Genomic DNA, 21,842 nt, shown 5'->3' with positions numbered 1-21,842 from the left:
TGATAATATTTCTGGATTATCTAATTTAAAAAAAAGATTTGGAATAGAACAGAATCTCAGCCAATTAAAAGCTATGTTTTTTCCAGAAAAACATAAAACTTAACATAATATAAATTATAGGATTTTACTTTGTGTTTTGTTTTATTAAGATTTGTTGCTTATTTTAGCCAAACAAACCATAAATCAAACCAGTCAAAATGAAGAAATTAATATTTGTAGGCATTGTAAACCTATTGATGATCAGTTGCGAAAAAAAAGAATCTGTAAATAAAGAACCTAACATTTCAGATTCTATTAAAATAGAAACCGCTCAACAACCAATTGATACTTTGGGCGCAAAATCTTTCTGCTTTATGAAAGTTATTGGCAAAGATACTGTCGCTGCAAGTTTTGATGATAATCTAGGAACCATTACTGGAAAACTTGCTTATAAAAACAATGAAAAAGACAGTTCTAAAGGCGATATTTCTGGTTTTAAATCTGGTGATACGCTTAAACTGAGCTATGAATTTGTTTCTGAAGGAACCACAAGCAAACGTGATATTTTCTTTTTACAGAAAAATAATTTACTTTATGAAGGTATTGGAGAATTAAAAGATAACGGCGTACAAATGGTTTACACCGATGAAAAGAAAATTTCTTACCCAGAAAATCAAAAATTTGAACAAGCTGATTGTAATACAGTGAATAAAATTTTAAAATAAAAAAAACAGCCAAATGGCTGTTTTTTTATAATATTTTGTCTAAAGATTCTAGAAAACAATCTGTAGCAGAATCTTTGGTATTCCAAGAAGTAATCAATCGAATTGCCGAAAAATTCTCATCAACTTTTTGCCATACATAGAATTCAAAATTTTCTGAAAGCTTTTCTATTACGGCATTTTCAAGAATTGGAAATATTTGATTGGTAGATGTATCACTTAAAAATTTTACGCCTTTTTTTACTAAGAAATTCTTTATTTTCATCGCTTGAACATTCGCGTTTTTTCCTAATTCAAAATAAAGATTGTCTTTAAAAAGTTCTAAGAACTGTATTCCTAAAACTCTACCTTTGGCTAAAAGAGCTCCTTTTTGCTTGATATTAAAGGCAAAATCTTGCTGTAAATCGGGATTGTTTATGACGATGCCCTCTCCTAGCAAAGCTCCGTTTTTGGTACCTCCAATGTAGAAAACATCCGTTAAATCAGCGAGTTGCTCAAATTTTATATCGTTAATTTCTGAAGTTAACGCTTGTGCAAGTCTCGCTCCATCCATAAAAAGGATAAGATTTTGGGCTTTACAAAAATCTGACAATGTTTTTAATTCCTCATGCTGATAAATGGTTCCCAATTCTGTAGAATTTGAAATGTAAACCAATTTCGGCATTACTTGATGCGGAACATTTTTATGTCCTTCCAAAACTGGAATAATATCTTCTGGCCTTAGTTTTCCATCTGCTGTTTGAATGCCTAAAACTTTATGTCCGGTTGCTTCAATCGCTCCTGTTTCATTGTTTAAAATATGTCCACAACTTGCCGAAATAACTGCTTGATAAGGTTTTAGCAAAGCTGAAATCACAATAAGATTAGCTTGAGTACCTCCAGAAACAAAAAATATTTCGGATTGCTCACTTTTTAGTTGTTGTTTGATGTTTTCTTTTGCTTGTAACGAATAAAAATCTTCTCCATAACCTGGTTGTTGATCTTCATTATAATTCACTAAAGCTTGTAGAATATTAATGTGTGCTCCTTCTGAGTAATCGTTTTTAAAAGAAATTTTCATAAAACAAATTTAAAACATAATTCAATAATTTTATGGATAAAAATTTATTTTGTTAGATTTGTACTCAAAAGTTTCTAACATTTTGAAAGCAACACTCACAGAAGAAAACTATCTAAAAGCCCTATTCCATCTCGTTGATGCCAATCAGAAAGTCACGATTAACGAACTGAGCAAATTTTTGAACGTAAAAATGCCCAGTACCAATAATATGATGAAGAAGTTTGCAGAGAAAAATTGGGTAGTCTACGAAACCTATAAACCGCTTACTGTAACAGCTTCCGGAATGAAAGAAGCTGCACTTGTAGTAAGAAAACACCGTCTTACCGAAATGTTTTTGGTAGAAAAAATGAATTTTGGATGGGAAAACGTTCACGAAATTGCAGAGCAATTAGAACACGTTCATTCGCAATTGTTTTTTGATAAAATGGATGAAATTTTAAATTATCCGAAATACGACCCGCACGGAGAACCAATTCCGGATAAAAAAGGAAATATCATTGCTCAAGATTTAATACAACTTTCAAATTGTACCGTTGGTGAAAAAGTGGTTTTTACTTCTATGACTTTGTCTGATGCAGCATTTCTAAGCTATTTAACAGATAAAAATGTGCTTCTGAATAGTGAAATTTCAATTTTGAAAATTGAAGAATTTGATAAATCGATGACAGTTGAAATTAATGGTGTAAAAGAGATTTTAAGTAAAAAAGCGACAGAGAAAATTTTAGTAAAAAAATAATCAGTTGTAAAACTATGTTTATCTCTTCAATTTATATTGTGAATTTTTGTTCATTCACAGATTTTTAGCGGGACTAAGCGTATCTTTGCACCCTGAAATTATTTTAAAATGAAAAGTATTTATTCTAAAATTCTGGTTTTGGCTTTTGCTGTGTCTTCAATTTATTCTTATGCATGGGGATTAACGGGACACCGCGTTATTGCTGAGATTGCAGAAAACCATCTATCAGGGAAAGCAAGAAGGGAAATTAAAAAGTTGATGGGTGAAGAACGTCTTGCGTATTGGGCAAACTGGCCAGATTTTATAAAATCTGATACAACCGGTGCTTGGAAGCAAGCTTCCGCTTGGCATTATGTAAATATCGACCCACAAACAGATTTACCAGCTTTTGAGAAAAATTTGAAAGCTCAAGCAGGCGCTAATTTATATTCTCAAATTAAAACACTTTCGGCACAAGTAAAAGACGACAAAACTTCTGAAAAAGACAGGAAAATTGCTTTAATTTTCTTGATTCATATGATGGGAGACCTTTCGCAGCCTTTGCATGTGGGAAGAGCCGATGATTTGGGAGGAAATAAAATAAATGTAACTTATTTTGGTGAAAAAACAAATCTTCATTCGGTTTGGGATGGGAAATTGGTAGATTCACAAAAGTACAGTTATACTGAGTATGCAAAACTTTTAGACATTAAATCTAAGGATGAAGTAAAGCACATCCAAAGCGGAAATTTGGAAAACTGGTTGTACGATTCTCACCTTATTGCGAACAAAATTTATGCGCAAACTCCGGATGGTTCTAAATTGTCTTACGATTATCAGTATAAATTCAACGAAACAATGGAAAGACAACTTCTTTACGGAGGTTTGAGATTGGCGAAATTGTTGAACGATTTGTTTTAAATTGGTTGGCTGTTGACTGTTTTTTGTTGATAGATTAATCTTAATAATATATACAAGCGAAACTTTGGTTTCGCTTTTTTTTTGTTATTAAATCTTTAAACTAAACCTAACAGGTTTTCAAAACATGTTTGGTTTGAGTGATGTTTGATTTTATGATTAGGAAATTTTTACAAAAAAAATAAATCATGTGTAACCTTTTTGGTTTTGTAAACGTATAATAAGATACTAACTCTTTTTTGAGGCAAAATTAAATGAGACAATTAAAAATAACCAAGCAGGTTACCAACAGGGAAACCGCTTCATTAGACAAGTATTTGCAGGAAATTGGTAAAGTTGAACTAATTACAGCAGACGAAGAAGTAGATTTGGCACAGAGAATTCGTGCAGGCGACAGAGCTGCATTGGAAAAATTGATTAAAGCCAACCTTCGTTTCGTAGTTTCGGTTTCTAAACAATACCAAAACCAAGGGCTTTCTCTACCCGATTTGATTAATGAAGGTAACTTAGGTTTGATGAAAGCAGCGAAAAGATATGATGAAACCAGAGGTTTTAAATTTATCTCTTACGCAGTTTGGTGGATTCGTCAGTCGATTTTACAAGCTTTGGCAGAACAGTCGAGAATTGTAAGATTGCCTTTGAACAAGATTGGGTCTATCAACAAAATCAACAAAGCTTACGCTCACCTTGAGCAAGAAAACGAAAGACCACCATCTCCTGAAGAATTGGCTGAAGTTTTGGACATGAGCGAGGAAGACATTAAAGAATCTATGAAAAATTCCGGAAGACATTTGTCTATGGATGCGCCTTTGGTAGAAGGTGAAGATTCTAACTTGTATGATGTACTTCGTTCTGGAGAATCTCCAAGTCCGGATAAAGATTTGATGCTTGAATCTCTTCAAATTGAAATTGAAAGAGCATTGAATACGCTTACGCCAAGAGAAGCAGATTTGGTAAGATTATATTTCGGGTTGAATGGGAAGCATCCTATGACTTTGGAAGAAATCGGGGAAACTTTCGATCTTACAAGAGAAAGAGTTCGTCAGATCAAAGAGAAGGCAATCAAAAGATTGAAGCACAATACCAGAAGTAAGATTTTGAAATCTTATTTAGGTAAATAATCTAACGCAAAAAAATTATAGCGGAGTTTGAGTTTTTTCAAGCTCCGCTTTTTTTTATATTTGGATATGGAAATATATTTTTTATTAGGTGGATTTCTTACCGTATTTTACTTTGGAGGCAATTTAATTTTTCACTATTATTATCTTCATAAACATAATAAGTTTTTAAATTTTTTATCTGGAAAAAAAATCTTCAAAATACAAAATGTAATTACCAATATTGATATTTCAAGTAGTAAATCAATCTTTAATTATCAAGTTAAAATGGCTTCCATTATTGTGTTCGATGAACATATTTTTCTTCTTATCAAAAGTAAATATTTCAAAATTGCACAACCAATTCTTGAAATAAGTAAAATTTCAAGTAAAGAAGAATTTCCTATGATTTGGGAGAAAATTTATTATGTATCTAAGCAAAAAATCGGCAAAACAATCAGAATCAAAGGTTATTCATATAGAAATTCGCTAAAAATTGATTATTTAATTAATTTAGATTTTTCTAAAACCAATACAAACTTAGATTTTATAGAGTACTTAAATGAAAAGTCTGCAAACTAAAATTTGCAGACTTTTTTATAATAAAATTAAAGGAAATTTATTTTTTATCAACCACGATTCTTTCGGGTCTGTTTGCTAATTCCCAAGCTGTTGCGAAAACCAATTGCGCTCTTTTTTGAAGCAAAGGAAAATCAATTTTATCGACATCATCGGTTGGTTTGTGATAATCTTCATGAATTCCGTCGAAATAAAATGCTACCGGAATATTATTTTTAGCAAAATTATAATGGTCTGATCTGTAATACAATCTCTCCGAATCATTTGGATCATCATATTTATAATTAAGTTCTAAATTATTCGTGCTTTTATTAGCCGCTTCGTTGATTACTTTCAATTGCGAACTCAACATTTCTGAACCGATAACATAAACGTATTGTTTACCACGATTTTCAGGATCATCACGACCAATCATATCAATGTTAAGGTCTACAACGGTGTTTGCTAAAGGAAAAACTGGGTTGTCTGTATAAAATTCTGAGCCAAAAAGACCATGCTCCTCTCCTGTTACATGTAAAAACAAAATAGAACGTTTCGGACCATGACCTGCTTTTTTAGCTTCATTGAAAGCTTTTGCAATTTCCATTACCGCTACAGTTCCGCTTCCGTCGTCGTCTGCGCCGTTGTATACTACTCCTTTTCTACTTCCAACGTGATCGTAATGACCAGAAATCACAACAATTTCTTCTGGTTTTTCACTTCCTTCAATAAATGCAAGAATGTTTTCAGAGTCGGGTAAATTTCTACCACCTCTTTTGGACATATAAGTTGCAGGAACTTTTTGATAGAACGATCCTAAAGCTTTTGGGAAAGAAATTCCGTTTTGCTTGTAGAAATTAATCATATATTCTCCTGCTTTTTTCTGTCCAGGACTTCCGGTATCTCGTCCTTCCATCTCGTCTGAAGCGATTACAGTAAGGTTTTTCTTTAAACTTTCAAGGCTAATGCTTTCGTATGCTTTTTTGAATGCTTTTTCTTCTTTTCCGCTTCTGCTAATTACATTTTCTGTAGTGGTAGAAGTTGATGTGGTAGGTTTTGACGTTCCGCAAGAAACAAGAAACACCGCTGAGAATAGCGGCAACAGAATTCTCTTCATAAAAATTATTTGTTTAAAATTAATAAAAAAAATGAGATGTTTTTAAAGTTCTTAATATTTCTATCATAGAGTTATTGGAAATTGTCTCATATTATTCATTTAATATATTTATTGCATAATACATTATGATTAAAAATTCATTAATAAATGATATGTAAGTTTTTAATTTATTTGAATTAATAGTGTTTTTGAGTCTTATAAATAAATGTATTCGGGAGTGATATATTTGATTAATTTGTAATTTTTTAACGATATTTTTATAGGTATTGTTGTTTTATCGACTTGTTTTTTGTATTTTTGATAAAATAAACAATGAAATGAATAAAAACTATTTTTTTAATTTATGTAAGATTTCTCAAAACAAGTGTTTTAAAAATCTTATCTATGGTGTATCTTTTTTAAGCTTGGGAACTTGTTTAACACAAGCTCAGGTAAGTGGATATAGTTTTGCACAAAATTCGGGAACCTACACTCCTATTATCGCAGGTACAATTTTGGAAACAGCCAGTTCAACTTCTGGAGCTGGGAGTTTATATAATGTTTCTTACTCTCTCCCATTACCTTTTAATTTTAATTTTAATGGAATAAATTATACGGATATAAAGGTTTCTTCCCATGGTTATATAACTTTTGGAGGTACAGATAGCCCAACAGCAGCAAATCCTATTAGCTCTACTTCAAACTATGAGGGAATTGCCTCTGCATGGGGAAGATCTACAAATTCATTTAATAACATTGCAGGTGTAACCGGCGATATTCGTTGGGAAACTGTGGGTACTGCTCCAAATAGAGAACTGGTTATACAATGGAATAATTTTAGACCCAATTATACTACTAGTACAACTCTTGTATATGCTTTCTCTTTTCAAATGAGACTGAAAGAAACAAGTAATCAAATTTCAGTAGTTTATAATTCTGGATCTTATTTAGTAGGCACAACTGCAATCACGGGGAGTGCTCAAATTGGTTTAAGGGGCGCAAATAATACAGACTTTAACAATCGTCTTAACGCTTCAACCGATGCCTTTACAGGTTCTACAACTGGAACAGCTAATAATAGTACACAAGCTTATAATAGCTCTGTTACCCCTCCTGGAATGGCTCCAGCTGGTTTTACCTATACTTGGACACCTCCTTCTTGTTTTGCACCTGTTATTAATGCGCAAAATTCTTCTTCAACAGCAACTTCAGTTACATTAAATTGGAGTACTCCATCTCCTGCTCCAAGTTCATATGAAATTTACTACAGCACTTCTTCAACTCCTCCAACTGCTTCTACGGTACCCACAAATACAAATATAACTTCTACAAGCTATACAGTTACTCCGTTGAGCAGCAATACTGCGTATTATTTTTGGGTGAGATCTAACTGTGGATCAGGAAATGTAAGCTCTTGGTCTCTAGTATCTTTGCCGAAATCTACAAATTGCGTTGGGCCTTCACTTTTATCTACCACTGGTGGAACGACGTCTTGTGCAAACAATACCGCAACTTTATCGGCAACTGCACCTACAGGAGCTGTCATCAAATGGTATGATGCTAATACAGGTGGAAATTTAGTTGGTACAGGGAATTCATTTACAACTCCAGCTCTTACGGCAACTACAAATTATTGGGCTTCTGCTGCAACCGTAGAAACGGCTACGAATGTTGGGCCAGCAAATCCAGCAGCATTAGGATCAAATTTGAATACTTCGACTGCTTGGAATTTATTGTTTACAGTTAACTCTTCATTAACTCTTAATTCTGTTGATGTTTTTTCTGGTGTATCAGGTCAAGCTGGGAATATAGAAATCCTTGATGAAGTAGGAAACATAATTTCTTCTACTCCATTTGTAACAACTGGGGCGGGTACTTCAACTCCTCAAACTGTTGTTTTAAATAAATATTTAACTGTTGGAAATTATGCAATAAGAAGATCGGGGGCAGCTAATTTATACAGAAATGGTGCAGGAGCTACTTTTCCATATACTACTCCGCAACTTGTTATTACAGGAACAACCTTTACAGGTTATCCAGCGTACTACTTTTACTTCTATAATTTAAACTTTACACCAACTTGTGAATCTGAAAGAACTTCTGTTACAGCTACTTTAGATACGAGTTGCCTTGAAGTAAGCGAGAGTGCACTGAAAAATCCAATTCAAGTTTATCCTAACCCATTTAGAGATGTAATCAACATCAACCGTCCAGAATTGGTAAGTAAGATTATTGTTTCGGATATGAGTGGCAAATTTATTCAGACAATACCTAATCCAAATGCTAATATTAGATTAGAGGGTTTACCAAATGGTATTTATCTATTACTTCTTGAAATGAAAGATGGCTCAAGACAATCTATGAAAATCATAAAAAAATAGCAATTTTAATAATAATGAAACCGATTCAGTTTTGAATCGGTTTTTTTTGTTTTATATCGTTAATAATTTTATTAAAATTTTCAAAATTCTTTTGTATTTTGCGTTAATGTAAATGCCTTTTTAGATTCTTTATCAATGGGGTTTTTACCAAAATTTACAGATATAATTGCAAGCTGAATAATGAATAAAGATCAACAGTTTAACGACTACACATTTTTTACCGAGATGTCTTTGCTTGCGCAGAAACATCAAAGTTTTGATTTGTCTTTGGGTTTGCCGGATTTTGATGTAGATGAAAGACTTAGATTTTACCTTAAAGAATCTGCAGATAGCATCTCGCACAGCTACGAATCGCTTGCGGGAAATGAATTGTTGATTGATAAAATTGTCGAGTTTAATGCTTCTAGAAAGATGTCTGTACAAATTTCTACGGAAGAAGTAAATATTGTTCCCTGCTCTACTTTTGCTTTGTATACATCCTTAAAGTCGATTTTAGATTTTGGAGATGAAGTAATTGTTATTCAGCCTTCTTACTATACTTATGCTCCTTCTATCTTTATTAATGGAGGTGTTCCTGTTTACTATGAAGTGGAAAATGATTTCAGTATTTCTTGGGAAAAACTAAAGCTCCTCATTACCGATAAAACGAAAGCAATTATCGTAAATACGCCACAAAATCCTACAGGGAAAATTTGGAATGTTGTCGATTGGCAAAATTTATATGATTTAATTAAAGACCAAGAAATTTACGTAATTTCTGAGGAGATCTACGATATTTATTGTTACGATGATTACGCTCATTACAGTGCGTTTTTACATTCAGAATTAAGAAAAAGAACGTTCAGTATTTTTTCTTTTGGAAAAATGTTTCATTCTACAGGTTGGAAGGTGAGCTATCTTTTAGCTTCGCCAGAATTGTTAAAGAACTTTAGAAATCATCAACAATACATTTCTTATAGTACAAATGCGCCTTGTCAATACGCTATTGCAAAATATTTAGATGTTTTTGACCCAGAAATCAATCGGAAAATTATGCAACAAAAACGCGATACTTTTTGCGAAATGATTGCCGAAACTCCTTTTCTTTTAAACCAAAAATCGCAAGGTGGTTTTTTTCAAACGGTAAATTTTAGAAATATTTCTTCTACTATGACCGATGTTGAGTTTTCGAAATGGCTTACCGTCGAAAAAAAGGTGTCTTGTCTTCCTCTTTCGGCTTTTTATCAGCATAAAAACGATTCAGATTACATCCGTTTTAGCTTTGTTAAAAAAGATGAAATCATCATCAAGGCAATGAAATATTTGAAAGAGAATCTTTAAAATAAAAAAAGCAGACTAAAATTAGCCTGCTTCTATTTTTTATGATAAATCCTGGAAATTATTCTCCGTATTTAGAGTTGTAATCTTCCATTGAAGCGTTGATTACTTCTTTTGCGTGAGCCGCACCATATACTTCATCGATTCTACATTTTGCAGGCTCGTTTGGTAAGTTTTTGTACGTAAGGAAATAGTGCATTAATCTTTTAACTTCAGCTTCTGGAAGTTCAGAAATATCTGTGAAATGTCCGAAAGCGTGATCTCCTAATAAAACCGCAACGATTTTATCATCTGCTTCACCACCGTCGATCATTTTGAAACCACCGATTGGTCTAGCTTCCATCAAAATACCTCCTGAACAGAAATTGTGAGAGCTTAGTACACAAATATCCAAAGGATCGTGATCTCCCATTGTAACGTCTGTAGAACCGTTGTCTACAGCCAATTTCATTACTCTGTCATCACAATATGTTTGTGGTACAAAACCGTACAAAGCTGGGATAATGTTAGAGAATTTTTGTGGTCTATCTACTTTTAAGAAACCAGTTTCTTTATCGATTTCATATTTAATAGTATCAGAAGGAACGATTTCTACAAATACGTTTACAGTTTCCGGTGCATTTTCTCCTGCAGAAATTCCGTGCCAAGGATGGGCAGTAAATTTTTGAGTCATTATTATAAATTTATTTTTTTAAGTTATGAGATAAGTATAATTTCTTTTCTAAGGTCTTCAATTGTGTCTGAAATATAATCGTTTTCTTTCATGAAATTCATGATGAAAATGGTTTTGTAGTCTTCTAAAGTTGCTTTGTCGTTCATACTTTCGTACGTTGTGTGCAAGAGTTCGATAACTGCATTTTTAGAATCAACAATGTTTTTCCAAGAGTTTTTTGTAAGGTATAATTGCTGTGAAGCATTATATTCAAACTCCTCCGTAATCGATTTTTCTGTAAGGAAAATAAACTCGTGAATTGCCAAATCTTTATTAAATTTTTGGATAAGATTCGAAGGCTTTATTCTCTCTAAAAAAAGCGTCATTCTTTCGTAAGAATGCGTTTTGTTTTCAGAATTAGATTTTATGCCCAAGAGTTTAAGCTCCTGATTTTTAAGGTTGATGTAAGTATAAACAAACTGCCTAAGCAAAACCAAAAAAGGGATTGCCACAATAAGAGCAAAGGCATACGGTAAGTATTCTGTAAGTCCTGTCATAATTTGAGGGTACAAAATTACGATATTTTCTTTTATAAACCGTTAAACGATGTTTTTTGTACTGAATTTCTACGATGAAGCTTATTCTTTGAAAAGAATATTTTTAAACGCTTCTGCTGCAAGATGTACCTGAACCATCCAATCGTCTGCCGCGTCGCTTCCTGCATCATCAGAAATGTATTTTAAAGAGACAAAAGGAATATTTTCTTGCCATGCAATTAAAGCCAAAGCGTACGCTTCCATATCGATTACATTGTATTCTGTATTGATGTGGTTGGTTTCGAAGCTGTCGCCGGTTCCGCAAGTTCCGATGGGAAGATTTTCGATTTCAATTCCGTTTTCTAGAATGACAGGAATATTAGAAAGAGGTGTTTCAAACTTTTTAAAACCCAGTTCTTGAACATCCATATCACGCTGAATAAACTTCGTGCAACACACCACATTTCCCTTTTGAAAACCAAAACCGCCGGCTGAACCAAGATTTATAATCATTTTAGGTTTTTTCTCGGCAATCGCTTTTGTAAGACTGATTGCTGCACTCAATTTTCCAATTCCGGTGATGAGTTTTCTGGTGTGGTCGAACATTTCTTTCGCTTCATAGTCTAAAGCAAAAACAAAAAGAATGTCTTCTAAAAGATAACTGTGGTCTTTATTTACTGTAAGCATTGTCTCGTAATTAAATTTCGCAACTCTCTTCTCCGCAAGAAAGATTTTTTTCTGCAGTTTCGGCAACGGTTTTTTCGTTATAGGCTTGTGTGATGGCTTGTTTAAAGTAATCTGTAGGTTGCGCCCCGGAAACTCCATATTTTCTGTCGATTACAAAAAAAGGAACACCGGAAATTCCCAATTGAGAAGCTTCTACAATTTCCTGCTTTACTTCGTTATCCAAAGTTTCTGTAGAAAGTGTGTTTTTAATTTCGTCTGTAGAAATCCCTAATTTTTCGCCTAAAGAAATTAAAACTTCATCAAGACCGATATTTTTCCCTTCCAGAAAATGTGCTTTGAAAAGTTCTTCTTCCATTTCTGCTCCCAACTGATGTTTTTTCGCCAGATGAATTAATTTGTGAGCCTGAAAAGTATTGGTAATAATCGCTTTTTCAAAATCAAAATCAATCCCTGAAGATTTTCCCATTTGCACAACTTGTGCTGTCATTTGCTTAGCCTGAGCTTCGGGAAAGCCTTTCTTTTCTTTAAAATATTGTGCAGTTGTGATTGGTTTTCCAGTTTCAAGACTTGAATCTAGCTGAAAACTCTTCCACTCCACTTCGATGTTATCTTTAAAAGGAAGAGCTTCTAAAGCATTTTCAAAGTTTTTTTTCCCGATGTAGCAAAATGGGCACATTACATCAGACCATATTTCAATCTTCATTATTTTAGATTTTAAAAATGTAAAGATAAAAAGAATGTTGGGAAAACCTTCTCTTGAATTTGATGAATCGCTTTATAATATTAGTTTGAAGCAAGTTTTATTAAAAGATTAGAAATACTGTTAAACTTTGTTATTTTTTCAAGGAGATGTGATTTTGCTATGTTTTAATAAGTACTTTTATTCCTTTATATATGAATTACAACTATTTTATGAAAATTATTATTACAAGCGTTTTTTGCTTATTAACCGGATTAATTTCTGCCCAATCTAATCAGTTTATTTACGAATATACATTTAAACCTGATTCTTTGAATCGAGAAAGGGTAATCACCGAAAATATGGTTCTTGAAACGAGAGCTGAAGGTTCTCGATTTGTGAGTCAGAAAAAGATTCTTTCAGATTCTATACTGAGTGCAAATGTGCAAAAGATGAAGCAAGGCGGCGGAAATCATATTGATATGACTTCGGTTCAACAACCTAAAGTAAGAGATGAAGTTCGCAAAAAATACCCTAATTATGACGTTGTCTATAAAACTATGGTGGGTACAACAACACTTTTGCTCTCACTTTCTCAGCCACAAAACTGGAAAATTTTTTCCGAAAAATCGCAAGTTTTAGGTTATAAAGTTCAAAAAGCAACAGCGAAATTTTTGGGAAGAGAATGGATTGCTTGGTTTACAGCAGAGATTCCAATTCAAGATGGTCCACATGAATTTCATGGTCTTCCAGGATTAATAGTAAAAGTAGAAGATTCTAAAAAAGATCATTCTTTTGTATTAGTCGGAAGTAAAAAAGTTGCTCAAACAGAAGAAAATCCAAAGCAAAAACTTGTTTACAGACAAGAAATTCCTTTAAATGAAGAAAAATTTAAAAAATATTGGCAGGAATATAAAAGGGACCCAATAAGAGATTTACGTCAGAATGCAGGTTCTAGTGGAGGGATGACCATTACTTTTAACGGAAAAACATATAATGAAGATGAGATAATGAAAGAGTCTGAAAAAGAAAGAAAAGAACAACTAAAAACAAATAATAACTTTATTAATCTAGAATTATACAAACCTTAAAAATTATTAAATGATGAATATTAAACTCATGCTTACTTGCGCAATGATGGGTGTTTCAAGCTTCATTTTTGCTCAAGAAAATGTACAAAATAATATTAAACTTAAAAGTGATGCACATAGAACAGATAAAAAAACCGAAACTATGACCTACACAGGAAATGTTTGTTTCGACTCGCCTTATCTTACTTTTGAAAACGCAGATAAAGTAATTTTGGATGCAAAAACTCAGGATATTAAAATCTATAATCCTAAAAATCTAAAGTTAATAAACATAGAAACTATAGAGAAGAAAACCGAAAAGAGAGAGTTTATCGTTTTTAATACAAAAACTAAAAGTCTAACTTGGTAAATACTTAAAACTGTAGAAATACAGTTTTTTTATTAAATCGAAATCACATATAAAAGACTTATTTGTATTTTAGCAAGGAAAATTGATTAACTATAAAATGAAGAAACTATTTATTCTTGCCAGTTTTGCTGTAACTGCTTTGTTACAAGCGCAAACCAATAGATTTGTATATGAACTGAAATACCGCAATTCGCCCGATGAAGACTACAGAAAAGAAATGATGAATTTAGACATCACCTCAAAATCTGTTACGTTTTATGATGCAAAGTTTGCGGAATATGATTCTATCAATAAGCAAGCTCAGAGCTCCGTTTCTCGATATAGTACAAAAACAGATCAGGTGTTGGAAAGAACACCAAATTCTTTTAAAAACAATTGGTACAGAGATTTTTTCGACTATTTTGTGGTGAAATCTAATGACGAAATGACTTGGAAGCTTTTCGATGAAACCCAAGATTATAACGGCTACAAACTTCAAAAGGCAACTACTAATTTTGGAGGTAGAAAATGGACGGCTTGGTTTTCTAAAGAAACTCAAATAAATGAAGGTCCGTATAAATTTCGTGGACTTCCCGGTTTGATTTTTATTATTGAAGATGATGAAAAGAATTTTGTTTATCATTTAATTTCCAATAAAAAAATTGCGGAAGATTATGATACTAAAGATTTTGTGGAAACGCATTATGGAAAAGTGGCTTTAACAGTTACCAATAAACAGTTTAATAAGTATTTGGAAGATATTTATGCAGATCCGCTCAGAATGTTTTCACAAGGAATTAAAGACGGGAAAACTGCCAATTTCAAAAATGAAACTGTAAGCACCATTGAAGAACTCAACAGTAAAAAGCAGATGCTGAAAAACGGTATTAAAAGTCGCTACATTTTTATTGAAAAAGATAAACAGCCGATTCTGAAATAATATACAAACAAAAATCTCGCCCTTGAAGAGCGAGATTTTTTAATTATTTCTTTAAACATTTTTCTAAGAACTGATCTTGTTCCCAAAGCAAATGTAAAATGTTTTCTTTGGCAACATATCCATGAGCTTCTTTAGGCAAAAGTACCATTCTTACAGGTGCTCCAAGATTTTTTAGTGCTTGGAAATATCTTTCCGTTTGTAAGGTGAAAGTTCCTGGATTATTGTCTGCATCACCATGAATTAACAATAAAGGTGTTTTCATTTTATCTGCATTCATGAAAGACGACATTTTGTTGTAAATTTCTGGAATGTCCCAATAATTCCTTTGTTCGCTTTGGAATCCAAAAGGCGTTAAAGTTCTGTTGTACGCACCACTTCTTGCAATTCCACAAGCGTAATCTTTAGAATGTGTTAAAAGATTTGCCGTCATAAATGCACCGTAAGAATGCCCTCCAACCGCAACTTTTGTTCTATCGATATAGCCTAATTGATCTACTGCATCAATTGCAGCTCTTCCGTTGGCAACCAATTGTGGAATAAAAGTATCGTTCGGCTCTGTTTTTCCTTCCCCGATAATTGGGAAAGAAGCATCGTCTAGAACGGCGTATCCTTTCGTTGTCCAATACACGAATGACCCGTAATATGGGAAGGTAAAATCATTCGGGTTTTGTGTGTTTTGTCCGGCTGTATTTTTGTCTTTATACTCTGTAGGATAAGCCCAAATTAATAGCGGAAGTTTTTCTTTCTTCGCTTTTCTGTCGTAGTTTGCAGGTAAATAAAGAGTTCCTGTTAAAGTAACGCCATCGTTTCTTTTGTAGGTAATTACTTCTTTATAAACATCTTTAATGCTTTCAAAAGGATTTGCAAAATTGGTAACCGCTTCAGATTTATTAGACTTAATATTTTTCTTGTAGTAGTTTGGATACGCACTTGCAGACTGCTGAATCGTTAAAACCTCTCCTTTTTTAGGATCAATAATATCGATAATTTCTTCTTTTGCATTCTTTAGATTAGATGTATACAATCTTTTCTTTTTCAAAGACTTCATATCTACTTCGTCTACAAAAGGATGTTGCCCATCTTTGGTAAAACCAGCTCCGGTAAGATACGCTTTATCGCCTTTCATATCGACAACATATTCGCCAAAATCATTTTTTGTAGTACTGAAACTTCCTGGATCGTTATAAACATCCTGGTAATTTCTGTCTTCAATAACCTGAGATTTCCCGTCATTCAAATCAATTAAATATGATTTTGTATTTCTTGTATCATACCAACCTTCAGAAACAATGGCGTAATGATTGTTCGTCCAGCTTGTTCCTTCGTATCTTTGTTTGGTTTTAAAGAAAGACTTTGGAGCTCCCGCAAAAGGCGCTTCCCAAGTAAAAATTTCATCTCTGAAATCTGCTGCTTTCATTTGATCTCCTCCGTCTAAAGCTTCCGCAAAAGATAATGTTGCAGGTTTATCACTTCTCCAACCCATATCTCTTTTACCAGTTCTTACTGAAGAAAAACCTTTAGGCATAATTTCGTTCAGAGGAACTTCGTTCACTACTTTTACCAAGTTTCCTTTGGCGTCGTACACGGTTGAAGTCATTGGGAATCTTCCGAGCGGAACGATGTAGGAAAACGGTTTTTTGATGGCAGAAATCATGATGTAATTTCCATCCGGCGAATAACTTAAACCTGTATAAAGATCTTTTTCTTTGAATTTTTTCAAGTTTCCACTTAAATCTACATGATATAATTCTGAACTCATCAATGTTTCAAAATTCTTCTCATCTTGCGGATTTTTCAATAAATCTTGGTAGGTTCTGTTTTGTGAAACTTTTCCATCTGCAGAAGAAACAATTGGTCCTGTAGGTAAATCTTTAGAAGAATCAATCAATTTCGAGCGGTCCGAAGGAAGAACTTTTATCAAAAAGCTTTGTGAATCTTTCATCCAACGATAAGGCATTCCGTAATTGGCGTTCAGATTATCCTGAGAAATTTTCTTTGCAGAAGCAGTTTCAAGATCAATTACCCAAAGTTCAACTCCTTTGTCTGTGGTATTGGTAAAAGCCATCTTTTTTTCATCTGGCGAAAACGTAGTGTTGGTAATTTTTGCATTTTGAGGAAGTCCTTTTACCTGAGTTTCCGTTTTATCGTTCATTTTACGAACTTTCAGATTGTTGCTGTATGTAATTGAGCTTGAAATATTCGTAGTTGGGTTGATTCTTAAACCTCCTAATTTCATTTCAGTTTGGTTCAAATCATCCAATGTTTTGTAGGTAGGTCTGTAGGCAAAAACAATCCAGTCTTTTTTAGAATTGGTTAATACACTTGGAGGTCTTTCGTAATCGGCAAGCTTTAAGATCTCTGCAGAAGGCTTTTGATACGTTAAGTTTTCCTGCGCTTCATAAAAATTAAGAAAAGCAAGCAAACAAATGGTGAGTTTTATCTTCATTATCTTTTTGATTTTTCACGAAATTAATGAAAAAATCTTTTGTCAAAAGTAAATTATGAAGAGATGTTTCATAAAAATTGAAAATCGTTTTAATGATAATTTGTTTGGGTTTTCTTCGGTGTTTCTTCGAGAGCTCTTCGGGAAAAGTACCATTTTTCCGAAGGTGACCCGAACAATCCCCGAAGAAGTGTCGAAGAAAGTTCTTGCTTTTTGAATCATACCGATTGGTTTTAGATTCATGAAGAGAAAAAGACAATAAACGCAGTAATTATTCTTCGTCTAATTGTTTTTGAAACTCCTCAAAATATCTCGCAAGGTGCAGTCCGTCTGCTAAACCATGATGCGCTTCAATGGAAACGGGCATCATTTTTTTGCCATCTTTTAAGGTAAATTTTCCAAAAGCAATTTTAGGAATCGATTCTTTTGGATCTAAATCTGAGGGATGAAGAATCGCCGAAAAAGAACTCCACGGAATGGTGGTGTGTCTAATATGATTCGGAGGTAGAACATTATTGCTGATTCCCAAACCTTTAGATTTTTGAATGATTTCAATCTGATTTTGAAGTCTCTCGTTGAAAACACTGAAATCTTCAGAATGCTCGAAGTATGAGAAGGCAAAAGTTCCATCGGCTCTCCCGATTGTGCTTCCAACGTGCACTATATCGTATTGAACAACTTTGTCGTCTACAATTCTAAGCTTAAGTTCGTTTACTTTATTGATGGCCATCATCGATTTGTACATGTAAAAAGCGAAAAAAGAGTATCCGTTTTTCTTGGCGTTTTCGTAAGCTTTGGTGCAATCTACTTCTGTGGTAAAGCCAAAATAAGGGCTTTTTAGAGATGAAAAAAATTCGAAATGTTCCTTTCTGTTCCAGTTTTCAAGATCTATAATCTGCATTAATTTCAATTTTCTGCAAATGTCTGAAAGAATATTTATAATTGGAAGTAAATATAGAATCAATTCAAAAAATTAGATGGTTTATTTATTTTTAGGTGAAAAATCGGGTGAATTTTGAAATTTCTGATTTTTTGTGGTATCGAAATATAAAAATTAGGGATCCTATTCAAAATTTAGGATATTAAAATGTTGTAGATTTACACAAAATATGTATAAACTAAAATCAACTTCAGAAGGATTAATTTATATTAAAGCATCATTAATTGAACGCTTTAAAAGAGCCACCTCTTTAGAAGGTGCAAAAGCTTTGGGCAAACCTGTGATTATTAATGTAAATCATATTGGTTTTCTAAGCCACAATCTAGACGGAATGGTAACTTTCTTTTTGGCAAATGGTTTTGAAATTTCTGTAAATGTTTTCTTTGACGAAGCGGAACAAATTTACAACAGCGCAAAAGCAGGTGAAGTTTTAGAAGTAAAATAGTAAAAACTCTCATCAAATGATAAGAGTTTTGTTTAAATAATTGAAAGTTATTCTTTTAACTTTCATCTCTGGTGTTCTTCACTAACCCTATTCCGGCAAAGAAAAAAATTAGCCCAATTACTCCAATAACAGCAAGATTGGTATAAGCTTCACTTTTTTGGATTAGATTGTATCCTGTGTACAAAAGACCTACAATACCAAGTACTGTAAGTACAGTTCCAAATGTTCTTTTAACGTTCATTGTATTTGATTTTGCGGAGGTAACTTCATTTTCTGTGCCATTTTTTTAAACTTTAATTTTTCAAAATAGCAGATTTTTATTTTTTTTCTTAAAAATAAATTTGGTCAGTTTTTTGAATAGCATCAAAAGCACTACATTTATAACGCTTGAAACTCATTACATTTACAAATAAAGGTATTTATTGTCCTCAAGGAAAGTTTTATATCGATCCTTGGAGACCTGTAGACTTGGCGATTATTACGCACGGTCATGCCGATCATGCACGTTGGGGAATGAAAAAATATCTTTGTCATCATTTCACAAAACCTATTCTCCATGCAAGAATTAGTGAAGATATTGAGGTTCAAAGTGTGGAATATGGCGAGAAAATAATGATCAATGGCGTACAGGTTTCTCTTCATCCTGCAGGTCATATTATTGGTTCTGCACAAATTCGATTGGAATATAAAGGTTATGTATCTGTTATTTCCGGAGATTATAAAGTTCAAAGCGATGGTTTAAGCACTCCCTTTGAATTGGTAAAATGCCATGAATTTGTTACCGAAAGTACTTTTGGGCTTCCAATTTACAACTGGCTCGAAATTGAAGATCTTAATAAGAAACTTCAAAATTGGGTGTTACGAAATAAAGAAAATCAGAAAACATCAGTATTTATAGGTTATTCTTTAGGCAAAGCGCAACGAATTATGAAAGCTGTTGAAGGTTTAGGAAAAATCAACGTGCACTACTCTATTGGAAAACTAAATGAAGCTTTTGAAAACGCAGGAATCACTCTTCCCGACTATGAAATTCCAGATTTTAGAGAAAATGTAAAGCATTTGCAAGACGAAATTGTGATTGTTCCGCCGGCTTTGTTAGATTCTAATGTTATGAAGAAAATTCCAAATCCGGCGATAGCGATTTGCTCTGGTTGGATGCAGGTTCGTGGTGCAAGAAGATGGCGAAGTGCAGATGCCGGTTTTGCTATGAGCGACCACGCCGATTGGAAAGGATTATTAGAGGCTGTGAAAGGTACAGAAGCAGAAATTGTACACGTTACGCACGGTCAAACCGAAGTTTTTTCAAAATATATCAACGAAATCGGCATTAAATCTGATGTCGTAGAAACTCTTTACGGAGATGATGAAGAGGAAGAAAAAGAAAAAGAAAAGAATATTGAAAGTAAATAATTATTAATCCCAAAAGTTTAATTAATAATTATTTATGATTTTAAAGAGCAAAGAATGAATTAACAATTTGATTTGGTGAAGCTTATAAATAAGCTCTTCCAACTAAATACTATTTGCCTTTGCAATCATTTGAAATAAAATATAGCCGTTAACGCCATTCTCAATATTATAAAAATTATCAAGATTTAGGATAAAAATGAAATATTTCGCAGAACTCATCAACGCTCTCGAAAGCACCAATAAAACCAATGCAAAAATCGATGCCATCATCGATTACTTGGAACGTGCTCCAGATCGTGATAAAGTTTGGTTTATCGCCCTATTTACAGGTAAAAGACCGAAGCGAAATGTGAACACCAATTACATGAAAGAATGGGCATTGGAAATTACTCAACTTCCATTTTGGCTGTTCCAGGAAAGCTATTCTTCGGTGGGAGATTTAGGAGAAACGCTGTCGCTTATTCTTCCTCCACCTACTGAAAAAATCGATAAATCTCTGTCTGAATGGATGACTGAAATTATTGGTTTAAAAGACAAATCAGATACAGACAAAAAACATTTTGTTTTGAAGTCTTGGAATGGTTTGGATTATACAGAACGGTTGATTTTCAATAAATTATTAGGCGGAAGTTTTAGAATTGGGGTTTCTGATAAAACATTGGTGAATGCTTTAACGAAGTTTTCCAATCAAGAATCCAGTGCTTTAACACACAGTTTGATGGGAAAATGGCAGCCTGAAACAGTTTCTTTCAACGAACTTATTTTTGCCGAAAACATCAATACCGATAACTCAAAACCTTATCCTTTTTGTTTGGCGTATCCTTTGGAAAAAGATTTGGAAGAATTAGGCAAACCCGAAGAATGGCAGCTTGAATACAAATGGGACGGAATTCGTGGGCAAATTATCAAAAGAAATAACGAAGTTTTTATTTGGTCTAGAGGTGAAGAATTGGTAACTGAGCAGTTTCCCGAAATTAAAGAAACGGTTCAAAAAATGAAGGGAAGCTTTGTTTTAGATGGAGAAATACTTGCGGTAAAGGATTCTAATGTTTTAAATTTTAATGAATTACAGAAACGTTTGAACCGTAAAGCTTTAACCAAGAAAATGCTTTCGGAGATTCCGATTCAGGTTTTTGTGTATGATCTTTTAGAAATAGAAGGAACAGATTTACGCGAAAAACCGATTTCGTCAAGACGCGCCATGTTGGAAGAATTATTGTTAAACGAAAATCCCGAGAAAATAAAGCTTTCTGAACTGATCGAATTTGAAAACTGGGAAGATTTAAATCTAATAAGAGAAAATTCAAGGGAAATCAACAGTGAAGGTTTGATGCTGAAACAGAAAAATTCACACTATCATTCGGGAAGAAAAAAGGGCGATTGGTGGAAATGGAAAATAGATCCGCTCACCATAGATGCCGTTCTCATTTACGCTCAAAAAGGCAGCGGAAGGCGAAGCGCTTACTACACCGATTACACTTTTGCCGTAAAAAATGAAGATAAATTGGTTACAATTGCCAAAGCTTATTCTGGATTGACCGACAAAGAAATAATGGAAATAAGCAAGTTTGTGAACAAAAATGCCATAGAAAAATTCGGACCTGTTCGAACCGTAAAGCCTGAATTGGTTTTTGAGATTGCTTTTGAAGGAATTGGTTTCAGTAATCGCCACAAAAGTGGTGTTGCATTGCGCTTTCCAAGAATTGCACGTTGGAGAAAAGATAAAAAAGTAGATGAAATTGATGATCTGGAAGAAATTAAGAAATTGATACAGTAGATTTAATCACAAACGGCATAAAAGTTTTTAATTCTTCATTATTAGTGAATATTAATGTTTGCAAAAGCTTT

General features: G+C 33.3%; 22 protein-coding genes. 13 read left to right on the top strand and 9 right to left on the bottom strand.

Annotated features, from left to right (window positions below; all coding sequences use genetic code 11):
* The first annotated feature begins 197 nt into the window (after positions 1–197).
* Positions 198–704 (top strand): hypothetical protein, encoded by a 507-nt coding sequence (locus AC2A1D_RS00415; RefSeq protein ID WP_484041696.1) that lies wholly within the window; start codon positions 198–200, stop codon positions 702–704.
* A gap of 25 nt (positions 705–729) precedes the next feature.
* On the opposite strand, the gene AC2A1D_RS00410 is transcribed toward AC2A1D_RS00415, so the two are convergent.
* Positions 730–1,761, bottom strand: a complete 1,032-nt coding sequence (locus tag AC2A1D_RS00410; RefSeq protein WP_484041695.1) for a threonine aldolase family protein — start codon at positions 1,759–1,761, stop codon at positions 730–732.
* Positions 1,762–1,843: 82 nt separating this feature from the next.
* On the opposite strand from AC2A1D_RS00410, the gene AC2A1D_RS00405 reads away from it, so the two are divergent.
* The 4 genes from AC2A1D_RS00405 to AC2A1D_RS00390 all read left to right on the top strand — a co-directional run bounded on the left by AC2A1D_RS00405 (position 1,844) and on the right by AC2A1D_RS00390 (position 5,073).
* Entirely contained in the window at positions 1,844–2,497 is a 654-nt protein-coding gene (locus tag AC2A1D_RS00405; protein WP_484041694.1) for a metal-dependent transcriptional regulator, read from the top strand.
* A 108-nt stretch (positions 2,498–2,605) separates the two neighbouring features.
* A complete protein-coding gene (locus tag AC2A1D_RS00400; protein ID WP_484041693.1) occupies positions 2,606–3,397 on the top strand; it encodes a S1/P1 nuclease in 792 nt (263 codons plus the stop codon).
* A gap of 251 nt (positions 3,398–3,648) precedes the next feature.
* Positions 3,649–4,515 (top strand): sigma-70 family RNA polymerase sigma factor, encoded by an 867-nt coding sequence (locus tag AC2A1D_RS00395; protein WP_027385416.1) that lies wholly within the window; start codon positions 3,649–3,651, stop codon positions 4,513–4,515.
* Between the two features lie 66 nt (positions 4,516–4,581).
* Positions 4,582–5,073, top strand: a complete 492-nt coding sequence (locus tag AC2A1D_RS00390) for a hypothetical protein (RefSeq protein ID WP_484041692.1) — start codon at positions 4,582–4,584, stop codon at positions 5,071–5,073.
* A gap of 37 nt (positions 5,074–5,110) precedes the next feature.
* Here the strand turns inward: AC2A1D_RS00390 and AC2A1D_RS00385 are convergent, their stop codons facing one another.
* Entirely contained in the window at positions 5,111–6,166 is a 1,056-nt protein-coding gene (locus AC2A1D_RS00385) for a M28 family metallopeptidase (RefSeq protein WP_484041691.1), read from the bottom strand.
* Positions 6,167–6,483: 317 nt separating this feature from the next.
* Here AC2A1D_RS00385 and AC2A1D_RS00380 point away from each other — a divergent pair, with 317 nt between their 5' ends.
* Together AC2A1D_RS00380 and AC2A1D_RS00375 are read left to right on the top strand one after the other, a co-directional pair.
* Positions 6,484–8,526 (top strand): Ig-like domain-containing protein, encoded by a 2,043-nt coding sequence (locus AC2A1D_RS00380; protein ID WP_484041690.1) that lies wholly within the window; start codon positions 6,484–6,486, stop codon positions 8,524–8,526.
* Between the two features lie 180 nt (positions 8,527–8,706).
* On the top strand, positions 8,707–9,846 hold the full coding sequence (locus tag AC2A1D_RS00375) for an aminotransferase class I/II-fold pyridoxal phosphate-dependent enzyme (protein WP_484041689.1): 1,140 nt from the start codon (positions 8,707–8,709) through the stop codon (positions 9,844–9,846).
* A gap of 58 nt (positions 9,847–9,904) precedes the next feature.
* On the opposite strand, the gene AC2A1D_RS00370 is transcribed toward AC2A1D_RS00375, so the two are convergent.
* The 4 genes from AC2A1D_RS00370 to AC2A1D_RS00355 form a co-directional block, all read right to left on the bottom strand.
* On the bottom strand, positions 9,905–10,516 hold the full coding sequence (locus AC2A1D_RS00370) for an inorganic pyrophosphatase (protein WP_484041688.1): 612 nt from the start codon (positions 10,514–10,516) through the stop codon (positions 9,905–9,907).
* 23 nt (positions 10,517–10,539) lie between these two features.
* Positions 10,540–11,052, bottom strand: a complete 513-nt coding sequence (locus AC2A1D_RS00365) for a DUF7935 family protein (protein ID WP_484041687.1) — start codon at positions 11,050–11,052, stop codon at positions 10,540–10,542.
* A gap of 81 nt (positions 11,053–11,133) precedes the next feature.
* Positions 11,134–11,718, bottom strand: a complete 585-nt coding sequence (locus tag AC2A1D_RS00360; protein WP_484041686.1) for a 5'-methylthioadenosine/S-adenosylhomocysteine nucleosidase family protein — start codon at positions 11,716–11,718, stop codon at positions 11,134–11,136.
* A 10-nt stretch (positions 11,719–11,728) separates the two neighbouring features.
* Entirely contained in the window at positions 11,729–12,421 is a 693-nt protein-coding gene (locus tag AC2A1D_RS00355) for a DsbA family oxidoreductase (protein ID WP_484041685.1), read from the bottom strand.
* Between the two features lie 209 nt (positions 12,422–12,630).
* Between AC2A1D_RS00355 and AC2A1D_RS00350 the strand changes: the two genes are divergently transcribed.
* The 3 genes from AC2A1D_RS00350 (at position 12,631) to AC2A1D_RS00340 (ending at position 14,756) form a co-directional block, all read left to right on the top strand.
* Entirely contained in the window at positions 12,631–13,488 is an 858-nt protein-coding gene (locus tag AC2A1D_RS00350) for a GLPGLI family protein (protein WP_484041684.1), read from the top strand.
* A gap of 10 nt (positions 13,489–13,498) precedes the next feature.
* On the top strand, positions 13,499–13,837 hold the full coding sequence (locus tag AC2A1D_RS00345; protein WP_484041683.1) for a hypothetical protein: 339 nt from the start codon (positions 13,499–13,501) through the stop codon (positions 13,835–13,837).
* 97 nt (positions 13,838–13,934) lie between these two features.
* Positions 13,935–14,756, top strand: coding sequence for a GLPGLI family protein (locus AC2A1D_RS00340; RefSeq protein WP_484041682.1), 822 nt, complete (start codon positions 13,935–13,937; stop codon positions 14,754–14,756).
* Between the two features lie 43 nt (positions 14,757–14,799).
* Here the strand turns inward: AC2A1D_RS00340 and AC2A1D_RS00335 are convergent, their stop codons facing one another.
* Both AC2A1D_RS00335 and AC2A1D_RS00330 read right to left on the bottom strand, forming a co-directional pair.
* Positions 14,800–17,202 (bottom strand): alpha/beta hydrolase family protein, encoded by a 2,403-nt coding sequence (locus AC2A1D_RS00335; RefSeq protein ID WP_484041681.1) that lies wholly within the window; start codon positions 17,200–17,202, stop codon positions 14,800–14,802.
* Between the two features lie 268 nt (positions 17,203–17,470).
* A complete protein-coding gene (locus AC2A1D_RS00330; RefSeq protein ID WP_484041680.1) occupies positions 17,471–18,100 on the bottom strand; it encodes a CatA-like O-acetyltransferase in 630 nt (209 codons plus the stop codon).
* 208 nt (positions 18,101–18,308) lie between these two features.
* Between AC2A1D_RS00330 and AC2A1D_RS00325 the strand changes: the two genes are divergently transcribed.
* Positions 18,309–18,584 (top strand): hypothetical protein, encoded by a 276-nt coding sequence (locus AC2A1D_RS00325; protein WP_484041679.1) that lies wholly within the window; start codon positions 18,309–18,311, stop codon positions 18,582–18,584.
* 55 nt (positions 18,585–18,639) lie between these two features.
* Here AC2A1D_RS00325 and AC2A1D_RS00320 read toward each other — a convergent pair whose 3' ends face one another.
* A complete protein-coding gene (locus AC2A1D_RS00320) occupies positions 18,640–18,825 on the bottom strand; it encodes a hypothetical protein (protein ID WP_484041678.1) in 186 nt (61 codons plus the stop codon).
* A gap of 146 nt (positions 18,826–18,971) precedes the next feature.
* Here AC2A1D_RS00320 and AC2A1D_RS00315 point away from each other — a divergent pair, with 146 nt between their 5' ends.
* A complete protein-coding gene (locus AC2A1D_RS00315) occupies positions 18,972–19,994 on the top strand; it encodes a ligase-associated DNA damage response exonuclease (RefSeq protein WP_484041677.1) in 1,023 nt (340 codons plus the stop codon).
* A gap of 196 nt (positions 19,995–20,190) precedes the next feature.
* Complete coding sequence (locus AC2A1D_RS00310) at positions 20,191–21,771, top strand: ATP-dependent DNA ligase (protein ID WP_484041676.1); 1,581 nt, start codon at positions 20,191–20,193, stop codon at positions 21,769–21,771.
* Positions 21,772–21,842 lie beyond the last annotated feature (71 nt).

Source organism: Chryseobacterium sp. HNCC26DJ239, assembly GCF_057180445.1.
The sequence above is the reverse complement of the archived record's forward strand: the minus strand, read 5'-3'. Positions and strand labels throughout refer to the sequence as shown.